This is a genomic window from Priestia sp. YIM B13489 (assembly GCF_042787645.1).
GTDB classification, from domain to species: Bacteria; Bacillota; Bacilli; order Bacillales; family Bacillaceae_H; genus Priestia; species Priestia megaterium.
In genome coordinates, this window is record NZ_JBHZOQ010000053.1 from 1,605,040 (window position 1) to 1,626,141 (window position 21,102).

Consider the following 21,102-nt stretch of genomic DNA (forward strand, 5'->3'; position numbering starts at 1 on the left):
GATTAGTTTGCTGAATAGATTCGTTTGTATTCATTTCTTTATCATTTTTCTTTTGCAATTTCTTTTCTATTAGGAGCAAGTGGTGGCTGTTCTAACCATTTATTTTTCATCATAATATTAAACCATTTTTTTGTTACCATTAAATTCTTTAGAATAACGCCTTCATAAGCAGCTACAAGATCTGTTCGCATGGCTGATGCTAAACCTGTTCCATGATACGCTTGTGCAGCTTGGAACAAGAAACCAATATGATACATCATTAATTTATCAGAAAAAGGAGCGTCTGTTGAAGTTGTTACTTCTGTCTCCCACGATTTAGGAACTGGTAAATTATCCGCGTGCATTATTTTTGAAAAGGATTGTATTTGTTCATCAGCTGTTTTCTCCGAATCCTCTAAAAATCCCCTTACTTCTTTTGATTGAGAGACCTGACTAAATCCAATAGAAAGAGTTTTAGCCATAATGCTTTTCTTAAGGTTGAAGGAAATACTTATGATTTCTAGTGCCGTTAAGCGTCTGCCTTTTCCGAAAAATCCATCTAAAAAATCCTGGCTAGAAATATATTCAGGGTTTTTAGCAGGATAAAAATAAGGGTCCCTCTGAAACTCCCCTTTTTCAAGTAATAATTCAATCGTTTGATGATACATCCTTTTTGCCTCATTATCACATGAATCGTAGAAGTAACGTAAGTCTTCTCTGACAGAAACACCTAATGAGGTTGTATGTCCTAGCAAGCCATGTAATGTCATGATATGTAAATAATTCAAGCAGAATATATCAGTAAATAATTTTTTAGTACCTTTATTGAGGTCAAACTCAGTAAATCCAATTGGAACTGGAAACCCTTCGTTTTCTATAAAAGCTACAATTTGTTTCTTTTGGTTTGCGAAGGTCTTAATAGCATCTTCAAAAACGGCCTTTATTGACTCGTCTTCAATAATAGAGAACATATATTGATTTACTACATCTGTCATTGTTCCGTTTACATACTCTCCCCATAGTGTCCCTATTTCGGAAGATGTGAGTTTTAACTTATTCTTATCCATATTATCACCTCATGGATAATATTTACTAATTTATTAATAGATATGAATTTTATCTTAACAAAAATGGCTTTTAGCTTGTAATTTCAGATAACGTACATTATAGTAACTACGATTGTATGTCATATACAGCTTAAAAACAGAAAAACCTATCTCTTCCCAGTCAAAAGAGGTAGTTTTTTCTGTTGCAAAATTTAGTTGTATGAGTCTATATTTAGTAACATCTTGGGTAGTTTGCTCAATTTGCTATTCATTATTCGTTTTATAATCTTAAATAAAAAAAGAAACAGATCTAAAAAGACTGTTTCTTTTAAAATTCCACTCCAACATAATAATTTACCCTTTTGATTGAAAATGAAACATGGAATATGATTATTTTTATAAAACTTACTTTGCTTCTGATAATTCACATTATGGACATTTATGGCGACAAATTTTTTTCGCTGAAGGTGGAACTCAACTCTCCGATAATCTCCCCTTATTATTCCGATTAAATCTTCTGCAAGGTATCTTCACTGACCATGAATTACACGACCTATGTATATTAGTAGATGTAAAAAACACTTTGAATCAACAATCAACTATTTCTCAGGATGATTTTGACCACCTTAAATATTTTTCTCACCAACTAAACAGAAAGAAATTTCTCTCATTATCTATCTAACTTTATTCACAATGAACATGAAAAGCCTACTTGTATAAGACCAAGTAGGCTTTTCTGCTACGTTAAAGTCGATAAATTTATGCATTGTTTCCAAGAGAATTATAATATTTTCTATCTACATATCAAAAAAATCATGTGCCTTTAAATTTGGATCTATTTTCCTTAAAGCTTTGAGTATTTTGGTCATAGTTCGCTGTGTAGGTGCATGTTCTACATTTCTCTTACAAAGTTCGCTAACAGTGGATCTACTAACCTTTGAAGTACTCGCTAACCATTGTTGCGAAATTCCTCTTTGATCTAACCATTTTCCTAATTTACTACGTTGCTTACCTAACCCAAACATATATAATCACCTTTTTAGTATCAGTCTTGTCCAAGAATTCGAAGTTTCATACACTTTTGAAGAAAATATCGGAATAGTGGACAAGTTATCGTTCATATCATTTAGTAAGACGTCACCTCAAGACGTCAGGATAATCATCAGGAATGGAGCGAATCAAATGACAAAAGAATTAGCAATCTCGTTATTAAGTCGAAAAGACGTCTATTTAACGGTAGAAGGCAAACAGATGTTAGAGGTCATTTTGAAAGAGAAAAACGCGTATGAAGAAAAATAAGAAGGCCCAAAATCAAGTAGACACCTATCGACCGACTGTGCGGTATCATTCTATTTACCGTACATATGTAGATAGCCTTTTTCAGGCTACCGAGTTAGACCGAAATCAAATTATAAGGTGTGCACTTTTTACTGCAGCGCACAATCCTGTTTTCCTAGCGTTAATGAATCAGTATAAAATGAGAGACGTCCCTCTTCCCTCATCTCCGTGGCAGCCTTCTTCCCACCCATTATGGATGGAACAAGAGCCCAACATCGAAAAGAAAGGAGGAGGAGAACATGATGATCTTGAGCGAAAAGGAACGCTTACAAACACTTCTACGTTACTTGGAACACCAACAGATGGCCAATCAGTGTCAGGAACTACTACTCAACCCGACCGACAGTCTTCCACCAATGAGAAGACAGCGCGGGTTACAAGACGTCAGCAACCGATTAAGAGACGAACAAGGGAGATTCCTACCTTACAATTATCAAACAATGGAGGAATTAGACTTGATTTTAGATGAAGAATTCGAGATACAACGAAAACTAAAAATAGATCCGATTGAAGGTTCTTATAATAGCTATGCGGTGAATGAAAAAGAAAAGAGGGACTGGAGTGGAAATATCTATTTAGCTTGTGTCGCAGCAATTTTAGCCATTGCCTTTTTCACCTGACGTCTTTTTAGAATAGTGTCGATATTTTGGTCATAAACATATAGCATGAATACAGTTAAGACCGCCTTATAAACTGATACATAATGGGCGGTCTTTGTTCTAAATATGATTAAAAACGTTTGGAAAATGAAAATGATTTCGGTAACGAAAAATAAGGAAATAGAGATATATTAAATGTACCTTTTTATACTTGTGACATAGGAGGAATGTAGATGGAAAATAGCCCTCGTTTTGGAGAATTAGTTTCTGATTTTGAGAAATGTTTAGATCGACATTTAAATGACAAAGAAAAAGAGTTACTTGCATGGATAGTGAAAAAAGAAAGTAATAAGTATGTTCAATAATCTACAGTTAACCTTTTCATATTTCAAGAAACTTTCTGATGTGTAGCTATTCTACTCAAAACTGGTAGTTGCTACACAGAAAAACCTCCTACACCTTAATGTGTAGGAGGTTTGAATAGTCCCCAATAGTAGATTAGAAATAGAAGGTATTCGGCATTGTTGATTAAGTATTAATCTATAAATGCTTGTTTATCCACTAATAATAAAATACATAACATTGCTCTTTTAAAAAAAGCTTTAAATAAGTTTAGAGCTATCTACTTTGGTAGGATCTACACGTTTCACATAGGTAGCTGCCATCGAATCGTGTAAACTTCGCTTATCCTGGCGGAAAACCACCATAAAAAAGCTAATGATAGCAACTATTCCTATTGTAAGACCACACATAAGACTCACGATGAAGACACGTAAAACCATAGATCCGAAGCCTACATTTCGCTAAGGTTATAGTTAAATCGTTTGTATACCTTGTTTTTGTGTTGGTGATTCGTTTTCATAATGTTGATGATGACATGTTGCTCACTTTTCCAATGCACATTCACATCATGAATCATAGAAGGTTGAATTCCTTGAAGCTCTTTATATTGGTTCAGAGTGCTTCCGGGTTGTCCGTAGTACATTCTAAGAGAATCAGCCTTTTGTTTTTGCTCATAATCAAAGTAATCAGTGGTTTGTTTATACATCTTTTTTACTTCAACAATGTTTTGTTTATTAGGAGATGTGCTGGTCGTAAGTGAGACGTTACGTATCATGTTTGGCTGTTGCTCGTTTTTATCCAAGAAGTAATTCATCATAAATACGAGAAAAATTACTCCAAAGGATAACATGATCCAAAGCCATTTTTTCATGTCGACACTTCCTCTTTTATGATTGAAAATCAAAATGAGTAGATGATCTCATTGCAAAATAGCATTTTCTGCTATTTCGTATCCTTAGATAATAACATACTCAAAAACTCTTGAAAGTTCTCAGCCACTTTTGATGTAGCTGGATCACACTCATATGATTCTTCGTAATCTAGAAAATCAACAGACGGATTGTTTTTATCATAGTGAAAGTTTAAACATAAGTAATCTCCCCATGCTAGCTTCGCAATTGGAATTAATTCAGATCCGATAAGGTCTTCATCATAAAAATTCCGTCCTTGTTCTCCTAAGGAAGTTTCGCAGCAACCAATATCATACACACCATAAGGATGCTCACTAAAGTTTTTAATAATGCCTAAAAAACGTTCAATTTGACACCTCTTATTGATGATTGTTAGTGGTGTAGAATCTATTACTGTACATCCGGTATATTGTTTCAAGAATTCTTTATACGCATTGGGCAATTGGATGCGAAAAGAAGCCTCTATTTTTGCAATGTCATGATCCTCTGGCAATGGATAAATGATGCTTTCCTTCACCAATCTCATTGTTATCAGTCTCCTTGCAATAGCTCATCTTCAAGGAAATACATTATGACTTTTGGTATTCATACATAACTGGAACTTGATCCATTTTAACGGTTTTAGCTACAACATAACGACGGTAACCGTCTTTTAAGATATTCGATCCTTTTTCAATCGTCAATGGCTCATCTAAGCGTCCTGTACGTTTCACAAAATCAATGACCTTTTGGGTTTTTACAGGATTTGGACGTGTCTTTAAGAATTCTTCAGGTACGATAATATCATCAAAGTTCAACAAATCCTGTGTCCCTTTAGGTTGGTCCGGTAGTGTATTCTTTTTAGGCTCAGCCTTTTTCTCTTCTGTAGGCTCTTGCTTTACTTCTGGGTGAACAGCTTTTGTTTCTTTCTTTTCTTCTTTTGCTACAGGTTGAGAAGTAGTTACCGTTTTTTCTTCCTGTTTGGTAGCAGCAACTTCTTGTTGCGCTGCAGAAGCCTCTTGTTTGGCCTCTTTTTTATCGTTTGATTCATTGCTTTCTTTGTCTTTCTTATTCGGGAGAACGGTAATCTGGAAGCAAATTACACCTACTTCACCAGGGCATTCATCAATCGGAATGTCTAATGTTGGTTCTCCTTGAATTAAGATTTTTTCCTGCATAATACTTTTTTTCGTGAGACCTGTTTTGTTAAAAGCCTTCTTTGCAACAAATACCGTGTACGAAATAAACGTACTCTTCTTCAAGCCTTTAGGCGCAGATGGTGACCCTTTTTCACGCATATCAAAGGCAACATAGCGATCGTATTCTCGTAGTGGTCCTGTGGCTGATCCAGTTAACGTAATTTTATGTGGCATAATGTTCTCCTCCTGCGTAGATATAGATTTATTTATTATTTAGAACACTGTTCTAAATAAACATATCCTAATAATAATTCAGCTTATAAGGGATTTCTTTACTTTTTACATTTTCTCCTATCGTACATATAAACAGAGACGATGCGCATACTTTGAGTATGGACTTGTAGCTCAATGGCAGAGCAGCCAGTCGTATTACACTATACAACTTTGGCGTCTTGCGGGTTCAAATCCTGCCAAGTCCTCTCTTAAAACACTGAATACGTTAAAAATGGTGAAAGTCCTTGCTATGCTTTAACTATTTTTAAACATTAAGAAGCTGGTTCTTTTAATTTAGCATATTGATGCAATAATTCTTGCTCCTCAGGTGTTAATACTTGTCCTAAATCTTGTTTAAGTTCCGCCATTTCTAATGAACTGTACGTAGAGCATTGTTCTTGCAGCAAGCATTCTTCTTCTGGTGTAAGTTCTTGCCCTAGGTCTTGCTTTAACTGAATCATTTCAAGCTGTTGTTCTAAAACTATTTCTACTTTCTTTGTACCCTTCTCTTGATCCTGCTCAGCCTTTAACCAATCAGGAACCATTTCCTTACGGATAATATGTTTTGGTATAAGCAATTTTGTTGATGACTCGTTTTTATGTATAACTTCCTCATGAGTTGGATATACTGATGAATAATCCTGGTTTCTAGGATCCACCAACTGATAGAATTGGTTTTTCGCAATTTTGTAGAGTAATTGGCACATATTATCTAAGGACAAAGACTTTCCTTTGTGATTAGCTTCATGTACATATTTGTCCAATCCAATAATCGATGTATATGCAATTTCATGTACTTGCCCTTTGGTAATATCAATCTCTGTATCTCGTTTGACCGTTTTTGCAGCATTTTGAATGCGGGCATAAAAGTCTTTTAATTGATGACCATACTTACCTGCGTAGACTTGATTAACTTTTTTAGGAACACCTTTGATATAAGTAAATGACTGTGAAGCAGACATTAAATGATTATTTATATGATTTACAGGTAAATCAAGGTTAATAAAGGCACCAGGTGATTTATCAGCCTTTAAGCTTGGTGTATCAACGTTTTCCGCACTTTCTGGATACATCACAGGAAGCGTCACAGGAGTTGTCATTTCATCTTGTTGGACCGTTTGTATACCTGTTGTATCATGAGCAAAAAAGATTTCGTCGCAAATCTGATTAAAGTTCTTATGGCTTTTAAGAATAAATACATAGCTATCAGGGTGAGTACCTGTTGCATCCTCTTTAATGTAACGTGCTACAAGGACAAACGGCGTCGCTTTTAACGAACGTACAAAACGAGAAACCGTACTTTTAGAAACTTCAAATTTCTTCATGAGCGTTTCAGAACGAATGGCTTGGATGCCTGTAGCCACTAGGTTATAGATGACATGATCGAGCATTTCCATTCTTTTTTTAGGAAATTCTTTATGTATGGCTGATTGGTTCTGTTTGTAATGGGTACGAATAATTTCTAAAAACTCTTCTTTCTTTTTCCGAAGTATGGATTTGTTCTTCCATAACCACTTAAACCTTCCGTTGAAGGTGTCTACATCTTTTAAATAGCAGGTCAATATTTTTGTCATTTGTTCATCTTCTCCTTTAAGGAACACAAAAAAGACACTATTTCCCTTAAGAAAGGAAAACAATGCCTTGATTTTGATGAACTAAGCCCTTGAAATAGATGTTAATTTCATATAAAATAAAAACATAAGTTTTACTTTATAGAAAACTAAATCTATTAACAAGAGACTTCGACAAGTGTTTTCCCTACTGCAATTAGGGGGAACGGTTTAAGTGTGTTGGTCGCACTACTTAAACAGTTGAAGTCTTTTTTCTATTCCGGTCATTTTTGTTAGTTTTATTATAGCGTTAATTAATCTCATAATTCAATAAAAATTAGTAATATATCTCAAAAGAATTCTTTTTAACTATTTTTCCTTAATAATAAATTTATTTTATTATACAATTCATTTTAAAGATTGAGGAGGGTCAAAAAAATAACCCTCCTCAATCTATTAAAAATGTGTTATAATCAACGAATTTTATAACCAAATTACAACATAACAATAAAAAGCTTCTACTATCTCGGGCACTGACCCACTAGTAGAAGCTTTTTATTATTTACCTATCAATTTTTCCCACCATGTTTTTTTCTTTTCTAACTCTGCACTAGCAGAAGCTTCTTCAATCATCCTTTTACTTTCTGATAATCCTTTTCTTAACTCTCCTATCAACTCAGTATCTTTTCTATTTATCATTTGCTTTAATTCTTGATTGGTTTGGCTAACTTTCTGTAACTCTTCTACTAACTTTTGATTAAATTGCATCTGCTGTGTCATCTGCTGTTCTTGTTGTTGTAACATCTTTTTTATTTCACTTAGTTCATCGTTTATAGAGATAGAACCTTTTTCTTCTTGATTTTTGACTGTAATAGTTATAGGAAGTCCATCACTTGCCAAATTATCGTTTACATCTTCTTTTAGTAACCCCTCGCTATAGAGTTCACGGATTTTCTTTAATAGATCTAGCGATTCAATACTTATTTTATAACGTCTACCTTCTTTTTTGAAATTCAAAAACTGTTCATGGTTAATTAAATACCTTTTTAATGTTTCAGGAGGAATATTGGTATATTCAGATGCTTCTGGTACACCAATGAAGTTTGCACTTTCAGAATTATTCATGTAATCCACCACCATTTATTAGGGTTTTATGTACATTCACTCAGTTCACAGTCATTCATTTGCGAGTTTTATGAAAGTTCATCCGGTTCACAGTCATTCACTCGTCTTATTTAATTATGTTCACTCAGTTCACGGTTATTTACCTGTCAGGTTTATCTGTGTTCACTCAATTCACAGCCACCTATTCATTTAATTTTATATGATTTCGACAAAAAATCAACAATTCCTGTTTGGAGTTTGCGCATATATCTTATTTTATGAACTGTTATGACTTTAATTTAACTTAAGTTCTACTTAAATGAATGTTGGTGGGTTTTGTGGTGAATGCATGGTGAACTTGTGGTGGGTTTAGTTGAACTTATCCTTTGGTTGCTTGAAAAATAGTTATTAAGTTCAAATTAAGTTCAACTAAAGATAAACTTGTTGTTTTGAATGGAGCCAATTTCTACTTTAAAGAAATAGGGTGGGTTCTGCAATGAACTAATAATAGGCCATTATCTATTTTTAGGATGGAATTAAGATAATTTCTATTCCAAATGTAGAGAATGTCTACTCAGTTAGTGGGACATTTAACATTAATTAAAGTGACAAAAATTCTTTTTTTGTAAAAGTTAGGTCTATAGACTATCACACGATTCAAAAAATGGTAAAAAATAGTTTTATTTATCTTAATGTCCACAAAAAGAGATTAATTGGTTCTCGTATATCAGAAATAAAGAGATTGTTGATTCATGTAAATATAGTAGAGAGTTTGATATCATGAGAAATAATGTAAAAAATAACAAAAACATAAAGAATCGACTGGGGGGAGATATTAACTTGTTACTTTCAAAATTGATAGATTATTATGCTCTGCATGATTTACATAAAGACCGCAGTAAAGAGAATCAATATCATATTGATTCTGCTCATGCACAAACGAATATAGATAGAGATATTTTTTTTGAACTACCATCATCACTTGCAGATGTTGATTTCAATGTAACTTCTAAAGAAAATGGCTACAGCATAGGACCATTTGGATTTGAAAGTTTGATACCTTCTGGGGATCATTCCAATGATTACGTAAGAGGTGAGTCTTTCTTAAATGAAGCTGGAAGTAAGCCTAATGTTATTTTTGTACATGGTTGGCGAATGAAAGGGTTTGATAGGGTAAAGAAGATTTTTCATGATTCAATTATGAATAATTTAGGGTGGAATATGTACTACTATACACTTCCTTACCATTTAGAACGTCAGCCAGAAGCATCACTTTACAGTGGAGAACTTATGGTTAGTGCCAATGTTAATAGGACTGTTGAATCTACTAGGCAAGCAATCGTTGATTTAAGGGCTCTAATTCGATGGGTAAAAAATAACAAACAAGGTCCTGTAATTATAATTGGTGTTAGTCTCGGTGGCTTTATCTCAAATTTAGTTGCTACACTTGAGTCAGAAATTGATGCATTAGTTTCTATATTCTATTCTAATCGCCTTAGTTATTCAATATGGAATACGATTCCTGGTAAGTATATAAGAAGGGACTTAGAGTCTCATGGAGTTAATTACAACGATCTGGTGAAGTATTGGGAATTAACCGAGCCAAATCAAGCACCTCCAAAAATGAATAAAGAAAATATACTACTAATTTCTGCTAAACATGATCAGTACGTTCATATTCAAGATGCAGATCTGTTATGGGAGTCTTGGGGTAAACCTACACGTTGTGTCTATAATTGTGGGCATGCAGGAATAGTACTTAAACGAAAAAAAATTGCAAAGGATACGATTTCGTTTCTACAAAATAAGCTAAAGAGGTAATGGGCATATGTTTATGTTTATAATGGTGGCTTTACTGTGGTTAATGAGTTCAATTCTTTTTTTAGAAATCCTCAAAACGAACAAATTATATAGGCAAGTGTTATTTGGAGGGATAGGAGCTTTACTAGGAAAAGGGATAAAACGGCCAAAGTAGGTATTACACTTGGATGGGATGTTTACATCGATAGGCCACTATTTCACTCCATACGGTATGTTGATTTTTGCAATAGTTTATTCAGATGTCATTTGTAATGTACGAAAGCGAAACATATCAAAGTTGCTTCTGCTAACTCCAATTTTTATAATGTATTCTATGTTTTAGGTGTACTCAGAGTTTAGAGTTGATTTTCGTATTTTAGCGATTTGGGTAGTACCATATGTAGCAGCTAATATTTTATTGATATACTCCGTATAGCGTGAAGGTCGTCCAATTATTAAAAGAAGAAAAATATTAACTTGTGTATTTATATCAAAATTAATCATGTTTCTTTGCTAGCTCATCAATTTTTTTAACAGTAATAGAATCAACATTTCTTATTTTAATTTCTCATAACTTATGTCAATTCTCTAAAATAGTGGTGCCTCTTAAAAAATAGTGAGAAGAGCATAAGGGGTTTTTGCTATCACAGAGTGTGATAGGCTAGGCAGAGCCTAGCAAAACCATGATATCATACAAAAACTTCAAGGAACCCCCTCAGCGCACCCTCAAATTAAGGGATAGTCCCTTCACCGGCCCTTTAGTGATTACAACATTTGTGCGAGAAACCCCTTCGCCGACCCTTCATAGTTGATAAATGTCCCCTCAGGGGTCACTTCGTTTTGAGGTGTTTTTTGAAAGAATAAGACAGAAGCAAGCAATCTTTTTCATTTTTTTTACATGTTCATGGTTAAAACAGCCATTTGTTTTTACTTACAATACAAGTGATTTACGCGTGCCTTTTTATCATTTATGAATCGATTTTTATTCTATAAACGATGGCTGTTCTAAAAAAATGAAGGATCACGGCCCATTAACATTTATCTTTTTCATGTTCACAGCAGGTTCATATGAGTTATAAAAAGATGTTGTAAAAAAGAAAATAAAAAAACTATGGAAAGGCTGCTACGGAATCAAAGATTGCGATGGGAAAAGATGCGATTCAATCTAGTAATGAAAGCATTTAGCTCAATGCGGCTGGACATAAAAGCTTACAAGAAAAGTAACAAGTTTTAGTCATGAAATGAGAAAACCCATGGAGACGTAAAGGGGACATGGCTTCAAAATAGGGGGACATAAAGGGGACATTGGGATTTTAAAGGGAGACGTAAAAGGGACGTACAACAAAAAAAAGGGACGCAAAGGGGACATTTAGTGATTTTCTTTGTACCCACGGTTTTGCTAGGCTCTGCCTATCCCCACACCTATGGTGGGGGCAAAAACCCCTTATGCTCTTCTCTCCTTTGTAGTGGGGAACCACACTTTACAGGAAAGGAACGAATGTCATGGATATGTTTTTACGAAATATTGATCCAATTGCCGTTAAAAAAATAGATGAAATCGCAAAAGAAAAAAAGATTTCTCGTCAGGAATTCTTAAAAGCTCAAATTGAAACACTAGCTGTTTTTCAGGAACAATCTTTTACTTTTCAAGACTGTATGGAAGTGGGCAGTCAAATGCAATTCCAAAAACGTACAGGTATCATCAAAAAGAAAAAAGAAGAACAGGAACTCGAAAGGTAAGGGAGCGTAAAGAGCTCTCTTTTTTATTAATGTTGGCTGTTCTCGTTTGCGGTACAATGAACATTATAATATAAGTGGGAATATTCAAATAAAAGGAGTAGAGAGTATGGAAAACCAAGAGTATGAATGGGTAAAGCAAACACGTCAAATCTTATTAGCACAATGTAAAGAGTTAAATGAAGATGATTTTACAAAAGAACTAGGATTTGGTTCTCAGAGTGTAAGAGATTCTTTGATTCATATTGCAGGTTGCTATCATGCTTGGCTGGGGTCTTTTGTTCTTCTACGAACGAAATCGCCTCTTTTACCAAAAGAAGTAATTAATAATATGCAGATAAGTGATATTCAACTTTATTTTAAACAAGCAGATGCATATGTGGATGCTGTATTCCAACAATTTAGAGATAATTTCGATGACATTATTGAAGGGGAACTTGCTTGGAGACCAGAGGTTAATAGTATAAGAAAGACTCCTCGACAATTGCTCATGCATGCAATTACACATGAGTTCCACCATAAGGGACAAATTGTAGCCATGTTACGTTTATTAGGTCATATCCCTAAACATACAGACATAATTGGTCTACCTGACAAGGAAGTTGGATCAGTTGCTTCAAGTAAGGAATAAGGGAGTTAGTTAAAGGTTCCACTTTTGAAAGTAACAAACTTTATCGATCATCTAAATTTAACTTAATAAAATTAAATGTAAAAAAGCAGAGGTTGTTTATTCCTCTGCTTTTTCTCATGCAACTTGGAATTTATTTATTATCTAAATACTAATTACTTGGGGGAATAATGATGAAAAAAATTACGTCTCTTTCAAATGACCAATTTAAAACGATTGTTTCCGATAAACGAGAATTAAAGAAGTTTATGAAGCACCCACACAATGAAAAAATCGAGGCAGATTGGGCGAACATTAGTGAGAAACAGCTGCAAGACATTCCTTCTGGTGCTGTTTACTTAACACAATCAGCTCTAGGAGAGGAAAAACCGCAAGTTTTACTTGTTTCTACGGATGAAAAAGGGCAAAAACAAGCCTATAAAAGTGAAGCAACAGTGGATTTTTTGAGAAGTCATGATGTGAATCCTGTTTTAGAAAAAGATCGAGAAACGCAGCTTAAAACAAGCTATCTTACATTTTTACAAGCGCATGAAAAAGAAAAGCCTCAAGATATTGATAGTATGTTAGCCCGTGTGAATGCAGAAAACGATTATGTGATGTTGAAATCAAGTGCTTTAAAGGAAAAACAGTTCACCCCTGACCAATTGAAAGGAATGGAAAATGAACTTTCTCATCAGTTTCAAGCACGAAAACAAGCGCAAGAAAAGGAGCAATATCAAGAAGATTACAAACAAGAAGTACTAGAAGTTATGCAGCAGCCTAGTGAAGAAACACAGTATAAGCAACTATTTAAACAAAGCTTGTTAGCCCAATTAGGCATATCAGATGAAAAAGATTCTTCCAAAGAAGAGAAAAAGGAAGCTAAAGCAGAAAAGGCTCCTGTCGAAAAACAAGAAACACCTCAAGAGAAAGAACAGCGTGTGGCCAAAATGAAGGAATTTGAACAAAAACATTCCTTTGATACGGTGTACAAATTGAAAAAAGAGGTGCTGCAGGAATTAAAAGAGCTGAATTTGACTGATTCTCAACGTGAGAAGTTAACGAAGCTTGAAAAAGCGTTGGACACGGAGAAAAAGGATCACGACAAGCAGAAAAAAGAAGAGAAATCGCAAAATGGATTTACAAAGTTTTTTGCACGGAATAATGGAGCATTTTTTTCAAAGAAACGGGACCAGACACAAGAAATGGAACGATAAAAATGGCAAAAGTTTTAAGGGGATGAGAGGGCTGAAAATTAAATTTAGGTATTAATTTATAGGATAGTTAGTCTAATATGAGGCTAATTCTCTTTTTATATTCACATAATTGACTGAATAAACAATGATTTAAAATATAGTATAAATGGTTTAATATGTAAATAAGAATGATAGCATGTTTTTAGATAGGGGATGTAGCCTCGGTGCGAGGATAGCACTCCACAGAACCGTTAGGTTCGAGGACCTAAAAGCAACAGTAACAGTAATCAGTAGGGATAGAAATACTATTAAAAATAATAATTAGGGGGAGAGTGTCTGCTTGAGAGTGGAAAAAATATCGGTTGACAATAGAAAAGCCTATCTTCTGTTGGATACAAATGGGTTGCCTGTTGAACCTGTTGCACAGTATATGAAATACCTCCATAACAGAGAAGGCAGTAGCAATACTTTAAGGACCTATTGTACAGCTTTAAAACATTACTTTACCTATCTCAAACAAGTAAATATTGATTATCAACAAGTTAACTTCCAGGAGTTATCTAATTTTATTGGTTGGCTTAGAAATCCATATGAGAATAATAAAGTTATACCTCATAAGGAGAAAAAAGCTAAACGTAGCGAGAGGACAGTAAATAGTTATCTGACAGTAGTTACATCTTTTTATGATTATTTATATAGAAACGAGTTAATTGACTCAGACATTGTTGAAAAGCTAATGAGAAAGCTGTTTATGGGGGCTGGAAGCAATGGGTATAAGGGGTTTTTACATCATGTAAATGAGGATAAACCGGGTTCAAAAAATGTCCTTAAATTAGATGAACCTAAAGAAAGAGTAAAGGTGTTGACTAAGGAGGAAGTCAATGCTGTTTATCGTGCTGCCACAAATATTAGGGATAGATTTCTAATTCGGTTGCTTTTTGAAAGTGGTTTGCGTATTGGGGAAGCCATCTCCTTGTTTCTCGAAGACTTTCAATTCGATGCCAAACAAAGGAAACACAAAATTCAACTAAAGGATAGAGGTGAATTGCCAAATGGAGGAAAGTTAAAGACTGGGGAACGGAGGTTAGATATTTCTCAAGGCCTCATGGATTTATATGACGATTATTTGTATGAAGTGATTGACGAATATAAACCAGATCATAACTTTGTATTTGTGAAGATTTGGGGTAAGAATTGTGGAGAGCCTTTGACCTATTCGGATGTATATGCCACTTTCAAAGAAATCAAAAGGAAAACAGGAATACATGTTACTCCGCATTTGTTTCGGCATACTCATGGGACTATCTGTTATCTTCAAACGAAGAATATTAAGATGGTTCAGGAGCGTTTAGGTCACGCACAAATACAAACAACGATGAACCAATATATCCACCCTTCCGAAGATGATATCCGTAAAGATTGGGAGAAAGCCTCTCATGCCTTTGAAATTGGACGAATCAAAGAGGGGAGAGGGGAAGACCTTCAATTAAGTATCCCTGATGAAACAGTTCCTTTTTAAACGAGATTGGTATTTTAGGAGGAAAGCCATTGGATAAAATCACGACAGGTAATTCAATTCCAAAAGGTGAATATTGGAATTTGATAACATTCACTCTCTCCTCTTACGAGGTAAAGAATATCTCAGACAATGGAAAGATAAGAAGAAAGCTTGTGGAGGATGATTATTTTCTAGTTAATGATGTTTGGGATATAAACAAGATTGGTAAAATTCCTAACTTTGAAGAGCAATTTAATAAATACAAAGGGGCAGGTAAGAATATAAAGTTCTCTACCGAAAATCATACCATTCGCTTAGAGCTCAAATTTGTGTTTTATCATAAATTATTTCACGAGGTACCTAGTTTTTCTAGCCTCCTTATAGGTACTAAAACAAATTTGAATAGATTGTTTGAATTTCTCAATGAAAAGCATTCTTGTCTCCAATCTCTTCTTGATTTAGATGTTGAGAAAGCAGAAAAAGAGTGGATTTGGTGGTTGAACAGCAAAGGTGTAAAAACAGTTAAAATTTACAAAAACATTAAATATGGTGAATTTAAAGGAAAAACAGAAGCCGCAAACTTCTTCCGTTCCATATATGAAAAATTATTAACCCTAACAGATACTCGTGAAGAATGGGAAAAGGACAGATGGAATATTAGGGTATTACATGCCATTTATGGAGTGAACTATAATTTCTCAACAACATCGTATTATATTGATTTTTCAGGTGTTGAAAATACGGTTTATAAACAATATTTTAAAGGATACATTAAAAATAGATTACTAGGTGGAGTGAAATTTTCTTGGGGAACTGCTCAAAAATATTCACAACATGTCCCCAGATTCTTTAATTTCATCAGTAGGTTAGAGCCAGAATGGAACGATTTAAAAAAACTAGAAAGAAAGCATACCGAGAAATACTTGGACTATCTTTATTATTATTCGAAAAATAAAGTAACAAAGCAAAAAAATAACAATCCTGATAACTTTATCTTTCAAAGCTTAAAATGCGTCTATACATTTTTAAGAGATAGCCAACGTTTTGAATACAGTATTGCGCCTGAAAAATCAGCTTATAAGCTACTTTATTCTGAGGATTATCCTACATTTGATAAGAAATCGGATGATGACATTGATTACGTTCCAGATTATATATTGGAACAACTATTTGAGAACATTAATGATCTTCATCCAGAAGTGCAACCTGTCGTATGGACGGCTTTTAAAACTGGATTACGCATAGGTGACGTATTGACCTTAACACAGGACTGTTTAATTCGCCTAAATGGGAAATATTCTATTCATACTGATGTTGAAAAAACATATGTAAAGGGCCACAACATCCCAATCGATGAACAATTAGCAAATATGATTGCCGCCTTAATTCATAAGTCGAAAGAATACAGTAATGAAGATAACAACCCTGATAAATATGTTTTTTTTCGATACAGGGGTTCCCGCAAGGGAAAGCCCTTTTCACAAACTTGGGTACAAGATAAACTTAACGAATTGGCAATTAAGAAGAACATTACCGACGAAAACGGAAATATCTTTCACTTTAAATTACACCAGTTTCGGCATACTTATGCAGTGAAAATGTTAAATGGTGGAGCTGATATTTTAACGGTGCAGGAGTTATTGGCCCATGCCTCTCCTGAAATGACGATGCGATACGCACGTTTATTAGATGATACAAAACGCAAGGCGTTTGAGAAGGTTGTTAAACAAGGTGTATTTACATTTGACCTAGACGGGGAGATTCATCTGGTCTCAGAATCTGAAGATATCCCTAAGGACATTATAGATATGATGTGGAAAGACGAGAAGATAAACGCAATTGACAACCCTTACGGGACCTGTCGTGCAAGGATAAATGGGAATTGTCCCTTAGCAGCAGAGCCTCCTTGTCTCACAGCAAACGATGGAAAGCCTTGTTTTGATTTAGCCGTAGGTATGACGAGTTTTGATCTCAAAAAATATGAGCTTCTAATAGACACTACTACAAAATGGATTGAAGCGTCCAAAGCATACAAACGTGAAGATATGGTCAAGACAAATGAAAAGAACTTAGAACGTTACCAAACTATCTATGACACTATTAAAAGTGGAAATGTCATTTTTGGACGTTTTGAGAGAATAAAGAGGCAAGCAGAACGTAAGAAAGAGAAAGGTGTTACACATGGCTAATTTTGACCGTGAGGAGCAATTAAGGCAACTACATGAAAAACGAAAGCAAAATACTATAACCAAAGTGGAAGAAGCAATTCAGCGTCTTCAGAAGGGTTCTAAAGCAATTAATTTTAACAGCGTAGCTAAAGAAGCAGGTGTAGCGAAAGCTACTCTGTACAACCATACAGAACTTAAAGAACGCATTGATTTTTTGCGAAATCAACAAGAAAGAGCATTTGTAGATTCGCGTATTAAAAGAGATGAAAATAACCAAAATGCGATGATCGCTTCTCTCAAAAGAAGAATTGAAAAGTTGGAGCAAAAAAACAAACAGTTGGAGGAAGAAAATAAACAATTACGCGAAAAAGAAAATAAAAAAATCACTGAATATTTTATGAAGTTATAAACAAAGGGACTATACATATTAGACATATCTAATATGTGTGGTCCCTTTGTTTTCTAGTGATTTACTTATTTAACCTAAATATAATGAAAAGCTCTCTTTTTTCATATCGTGGAGTGAAGGAGGGATTTAGGTGGGAGAACGAAAACACGTCAAGGAGGAGGAGGTTATGAAAGCGCGAGATATTGATTTGTTGTCGTATCTGGAAGCCAAAGGCGAAACCTTTGTAAAAGAAGGAAAGTATTATCGTCATACGGAACATGATAGCTTACTCATCAAAGGAAATATGTACGCTTGGAATAGCCGGAATGAAACAGGATACGGAGCAATCAGTTTCGCTCAAATGTATTATGGGATGTCTTTTCCACAAGCTGTATTAGATATCAATAAAGGCGATTATAAAGAGCTTTCTCAGTCACATGAGCAACCGTCGGTTTCACCATCAAAAGAGCCTTTTCGCTATCCAAAAGAGTTAGAGGTAAAGGATCAAAGCAAAGTAAAAGATTATCTCATAAAAGAACGTAAAATAGATCCTCGATTAGTTAACTGGCTCCTTCAAAAAGACTTAATCGCCCAAGACAAAAGAAATAATGTGGTGTTTAAATGGCGAGAACATGGAGGCAAGGGAAAAGTGATTGGGGCAGATCGACAAGGAACAGCTTCGATAAAAAATAAACGAGGTTCTTTTAAACAAGTCTTACCGAACGATAACCCACATACAGGCTTTTCAGTTGATGTTGGTCGCCCAAATAAGATTCATTTCTTTGAAAGCCCAATTGATCTTCTTTCTTATTGGAGTATACAAGAGAATAGTTTGCAGAATACACGCCTTATTAGTATGAATGGCTTAAAGCCTAAAACTGTTGCTCAATCTTATATCGAAGCTCGAAGAGAAGGCTTAAGCATTCAAGAAATGGTGTTAGCTGTCGATAATGACCAAGGAGGAAAAGAATTTATTGACAAAATGAACCAAATCGTTAATGCTGATTTAATAAGAACAGATATTCCAAAGGGAGCGAAAGATTGGAACGACGTATTAAAGAAGAATGGAAAAAACATTCAACCTGTAGCATCACGTCTCCGGAATAAACAAACAGAACAGGAGCTTTCAATGAATGGATAAAGTGTTTCAAAGCGTGTTTTATCTTTTTCTTATTATCATTTTATTTAAGCTTTCTCAATTTGCTTACCGTGTCATTCGTGAACGGAGGTATATGAAAGAGTTAGCCCAATCAGGCATGCCCTATATTGATAAAATGGATGGGAGGCAGTTTGAATTTTACTTGCAGGCTCTTTTCCAACAGTTAGGGTACAAGATACAAGTAACACCATCATCTGGTGACTTTGGAGCTGACTTGGTGATGAAAGGAAAAGAAAAGATTGTGATTCAGGCCAAACGGTATAACGCTAAAAATAGAGTTAGCCTTTCAGCAGTACAAGAAGTGTACGCAGCAAAAGCGTATTATAAAGCGAGTCAAGCATGGGTTGTGACCAATAGTTATTTTACGAAACAAGCAAAAGAGCTTGCAGCTGCATGTGATGTGACCTTATTGGATCGGGCGGATCTTCAAAAGTTTATTAATGAGGTAAATCCCGTTTTTAAGGCACGGGAAATCTTTGAAAATATCACACCAGAACCTCGTAAATGTCCAAAGTGTGGGCAAGATCTAGTCGTACGAGATGGGAATGGTACTCGTTTTTTTGGCTGTTCCTCTTTTCCTTCTTGTCGTCATACAGAAAAAATCAATAAGCAATAAAAAATCCAGAATGACGATGAGGTCATTTAAAATTTATATATGTTGCATCGGTAAGCTTAGGAGGATTTGTATTTCATGAAAGAAGTAAAAGTAGTCTATGCCCTCATTAAAAATAAGTACAATCAGATCTTAATGGTTGATAATCATGAAGGACATTGGTCTTTTCCAGGTGGAAGAGTGGAAGCTGGTGAGTCATTAGTAGAAGCCGTAATTCGAGAAGTGTTTGAAGAAACTGGATTGACAATTGAACCAGGAAAAATATTAGCCATCAACGAGGGGAAATTTTTAAAAAGGGATCATCACGCTATCTTCTTTACTTTTGAAGGACATATTGTAGGTGGAACTGAAGAAATTAAGATGCCTGAAGAAATATTCCAACTTGCATGGGTCGATATTGAACAAGTGGAACAACGTGCTCCTTACTATTTAGAAGGAATTAATAAACTCTTACAAGGGCATGCATTTTACTACAACCAAGGAACAGTATAAAGAAGATAAAAATAGTTCTGATCATTTTTAAACTAGTATTTCAATACGAAGAGACCTCTCTCCCATGAGTGGTCTTTTTTATATGTATTTTTGAGGTGCTGAAATTTGCATCAAATGGGCAGTTATACGCAAAATATAAGTTAATTTCGTCAGAGAGCGTTTCTCTGCATGTCAAAGTCGTAAATTAACTAGGTTTTTATTTATAAATGATTGTGACGAGAAAGCATCTTTCTAATTGGAAGGTGCTTTTTTCGTTTCTTATAAAAATATAAAAAAGAGGAGAGTTTTTATGAAGAACATGTTTATGAAATCAATGACCGTTCTTACATTATTAATGGTCGCATTATGTGGAGTAAATCAGGGAAGAACAGAAGCAGCAAGTAAGCCAGCGAATCAAGATTTGATTATTATTAACAAGTACTACAACAAGCTTGCGTATTTTCACAACGGTTATATTGAAATCGTTGATCCGGTAGCAACGGGGAAAACATGGGACAAAACACCCGTTGGCTTTTTTAAAGTAGTGAACAAGATTAAAAACCGTCCTTATTATACAGGACATATTCCTGGGGGCGATCATCGCAACCCATTAGGAAAACGTTGGTTAGGATTAAATGCAAATGGTACGTATGGCGATACATACGGTATTCATGGCAACAACAATGAAAGTAGCATTGGAAAATATGTGAGCCAAGGTTGCGTGAGAATGCATAATGCAGACATCGAAAAGCTTTATGATAAAGTTCAAGTAGGCACACCGGTTGCTATCACTTATTCCTATAAGAGCTTTGTAGAGTTAACGAAAGTGTATGGCTACAAATTTAAGGGTTATCATATGGAAGGTAACTAACCAAAAAAAGAACATCCCTATGTCCACACATAGGGATGTTCTTTTTTGTCAAGGATAGAACTTTTGTATCTGCATCTGTATTATAGCATGTGTTAACCTAAAAACAAGTTAATAAATTAAATATTCTGAAATTAAATGATGAATTCAATTTTTATGCGAAGTTTGTATAATTTTTCATATGAGAGATGTTGATTTATCATGGTTTCTCACCTCTTTATTTGCTATTAGTATATTTTTCAAGTGGTTGGAACAAAATGTGATCAGAATGCTTTCCGACTTCGGCATTCGTAACATAATTTCTCTATCCCTTAGATGAGAAAAAACTACTGTTAGT

Annotated in this window: 22 protein-coding genes and 1 pseudogene; 15 read left to right on the plus strand and 8 right to left on the minus strand. The window is 34.7% G+C overall.

Annotated elements, in window-relative coordinates:
* Positions 1-41 precede the first annotated feature (41 nt).
* Both ACFX4W_RS14055 and ACFX4W_RS14060 read right to left on the minus strand, forming a co-directional pair.
* The gene (locus tag ACFX4W_RS14055) at positions 42-1,046 is read right to left on the minus strand and encodes a DUF3231 family protein (protein ID WP_043981742.1); all 1,005 of its coding nucleotides are present in this window, start codon (positions 1,044-1,046) and stop codon (positions 42-44) included.
* Between the two features lie 776 nt (positions 1,047-1,822).
* Positions 1,823-2,050 (minus strand): helix-turn-helix domain-containing protein, encoded by a 228-nt coding sequence (locus ACFX4W_RS14060; RefSeq protein ID WP_043981743.1) that lies wholly within the window; start codon positions 2,048-2,050, stop codon positions 1,823-1,825.
* 260 nt (positions 2,051-2,310) lie between these two features.
* Between ACFX4W_RS14060 and ACFX4W_RS14065 the strand changes: the two genes are divergently transcribed.
* From ACFX4W_RS14065 to ACFX4W_RS14075, 3 genes are all read left to right on the plus strand, one after another.
* Positions 2,311-2,832, plus strand: coding sequence for a hypothetical protein (locus tag ACFX4W_RS14065; RefSeq protein WP_052500343.1), 522 nt, complete (start codon positions 2,311-2,313; stop codon positions 2,830-2,832).
* Positions 2,819-2,983: a hypothetical protein gene (locus ACFX4W_RS14070; RefSeq protein WP_162213431.1), complete on the plus strand. Its 165-nt coding sequence runs from the start codon at positions 2,819-2,821 to the stop codon at positions 2,981-2,983. The genes ACFX4W_RS14065 and ACFX4W_RS14070 overlap by 14 nt, the downstream gene beginning before the upstream one ends.
* A gap of 212 nt (positions 2,984-3,195) precedes the next feature.
* Positions 3,196-3,327: a hypothetical protein gene (locus ACFX4W_RS14075; RefSeq protein WP_276510979.1), complete on the plus strand. Its 132-nt coding sequence runs from the start codon at positions 3,196-3,198 to the stop codon at positions 3,325-3,327.
* 237 nt (positions 3,328-3,564) lie between these two features.
* Here the strand turns inward: ACFX4W_RS14075 and ACFX4W_RS14080 are convergent, their stop codons facing one another.
* The 4 genes from ACFX4W_RS14080 to ACFX4W_RS14095 all read right to left on the minus strand — a co-directional run bounded on the left by ACFX4W_RS14080 (position 3,565) and on the right by ACFX4W_RS14095 (position 5,567).
* Entirely contained in the window at positions 3,565-3,744 is a 180-nt protein-coding gene (locus ACFX4W_RS14080) for a hypothetical protein (protein ID WP_116733226.1), read from the minus strand.
* Positions 3,745-3,755: 11 nt separating this feature from the next.
* Positions 3,756-4,175 (minus strand): hypothetical protein, encoded by a 420-nt coding sequence (locus ACFX4W_RS14085; RefSeq protein WP_043981744.1) that lies wholly within the window; start codon positions 4,173-4,175, stop codon positions 3,756-3,758.
* Positions 4,176-4,246: 71 nt separating this feature from the next.
* On the minus strand, positions 4,247-4,741 hold the full coding sequence (locus ACFX4W_RS14090; protein ID WP_043981745.1) for an SMI1/KNR4 family protein: 495 nt from the start codon (positions 4,739-4,741) through the stop codon (positions 4,247-4,249).
* A gap of 43 nt (positions 4,742-4,784) precedes the next feature.
* Positions 4,785-5,567 carry a ParB N-terminal domain-containing protein gene (locus ACFX4W_RS14095; RefSeq protein ID WP_377559591.1) on the minus strand — a complete coding sequence of 261 codons (783 nt, stop codon included), beginning with the start codon at positions 5,565-5,567 and terminating at the stop codon, positions 4,785-4,787.
* A gap of 160 nt (positions 5,568-5,727) precedes the next feature.
* Between ACFX4W_RS14095 and ACFX4W_RS14100 the strand changes: the two are divergent.
* Positions 5,728-5,812, plus strand: a pseudogene (locus ACFX4W_RS14100).
* Between the two features lie 66 nt (positions 5,813-5,878).
* On the opposite strand, the gene ACFX4W_RS14105 reads toward ACFX4W_RS14100, so the two are convergent.
* Together ACFX4W_RS14105 and ACFX4W_RS14110 are read right to left on the minus strand one after the other, a co-directional pair.
* A complete protein-coding gene (locus tag ACFX4W_RS14105; RefSeq protein WP_043981747.1) occupies positions 5,879-7,180 on the minus strand; it encodes a hypothetical protein in 1,302 nt (433 codons plus the stop codon).
* A 534-nt stretch (positions 7,181-7,714) separates the two neighbouring features.
* Positions 7,715-8,281 carry a hypothetical protein gene (locus ACFX4W_RS14110; RefSeq protein WP_043981748.1) on the minus strand — a complete coding sequence of 189 codons (567 nt, stop codon included), beginning with the start codon at positions 8,279-8,281 and terminating at the stop codon, positions 7,715-7,717.
* Between the two features lie 819 nt (positions 8,282-9,100).
* Between ACFX4W_RS14110 and ACFX4W_RS14115 the strand changes: the two genes are divergently transcribed.
* From ACFX4W_RS14115 to ACFX4W_RS14165, 11 genes are all read left to right on the plus strand, one after another.
* Positions 9,101-10,081, plus strand: coding sequence for an alpha/beta hydrolase (locus ACFX4W_RS14115; RefSeq protein WP_377560537.1), 981 nt, complete (start codon positions 9,101-9,103; stop codon positions 10,079-10,081).
* 1,482 nt (positions 10,082-11,563) lie between these two features.
* Positions 11,564-11,800: a hypothetical protein gene (locus ACFX4W_RS14120; RefSeq protein WP_043981749.1), complete on the plus strand. Its 237-nt coding sequence runs from the start codon at positions 11,564-11,566 to the stop codon at positions 11,798-11,800.
* A 106-nt stretch (positions 11,801-11,906) separates the two neighbouring features.
* Positions 11,907-12,428, plus strand: a complete 522-nt coding sequence (locus tag ACFX4W_RS14125) for a DinB family protein (RefSeq protein ID WP_043981750.1) — start codon at positions 11,907-11,909, stop codon at positions 12,426-12,428.
* 170 nt (positions 12,429-12,598) lie between these two features.
* On the plus strand, positions 12,599-13,621 hold the full coding sequence (locus tag ACFX4W_RS14130) for a guided entry of tail-anchored proteins factor 1 (protein WP_377559596.1): 1,023 nt from the start codon (positions 12,599-12,601) through the stop codon (positions 13,619-13,621).
* 319 nt (positions 13,622-13,940) lie between these two features.
* Positions 13,941-15,119 (plus strand): tyrosine-type recombinase/integrase, encoded by a 1,179-nt coding sequence (locus tag ACFX4W_RS14135; protein WP_377559598.1) that lies wholly within the window; start codon positions 13,941-13,943, stop codon positions 15,117-15,119.
* A gap of 29 nt (positions 15,120-15,148) precedes the next feature.
* Complete coding sequence (locus ACFX4W_RS14140; protein WP_377559600.1) at positions 15,149-17,287, plus strand: tyrosine-type recombinase/integrase; 2,139 nt, start codon at positions 15,149-15,151, stop codon at positions 17,285-17,287.
* On the plus strand, positions 17,280-17,675 hold the full coding sequence (locus tag ACFX4W_RS14145) for a DUF6262 family protein (RefSeq protein ID WP_377559602.1): 396 nt from the start codon (positions 17,280-17,282) through the stop codon (positions 17,673-17,675). Before ACFX4W_RS14140 ends, ACFX4W_RS14145 begins: the two co-directional genes overlap by 8 nt.
* 166 nt (positions 17,676-17,841) lie before the next feature.
* On the plus strand, positions 17,842-18,795 hold the full coding sequence (locus ACFX4W_RS14150) for a toprim domain-containing protein (protein ID WP_377559604.1): 954 nt from the start codon (positions 17,842-17,844) through the stop codon (positions 18,793-18,795).
* A complete protein-coding gene (locus tag ACFX4W_RS14155; protein WP_377559607.1) occupies positions 18,788-19,429 on the plus strand; it encodes a restriction endonuclease in 642 nt (213 codons plus the stop codon). The genes ACFX4W_RS14150 and ACFX4W_RS14155 overlap by 8 nt, the downstream gene beginning before the upstream one ends.
* A 75-nt stretch (positions 19,430-19,504) precedes the next feature.
* Entirely contained in the window at positions 19,505-19,918 is a 414-nt protein-coding gene (locus ACFX4W_RS14160) for an NUDIX hydrolase (protein WP_377559609.1), read from the plus strand.
* A 289-nt stretch (positions 19,919-20,207) separates the two neighbouring features.
* On the plus strand, positions 20,208-20,768 hold the full coding sequence (locus tag ACFX4W_RS14165; RefSeq protein ID WP_377559611.1) for a L,D-transpeptidase: 561 nt from the start codon (positions 20,208-20,210) through the stop codon (positions 20,766-20,768).
* Positions 20,769-21,102: the final 334 nt, after the last annotated feature.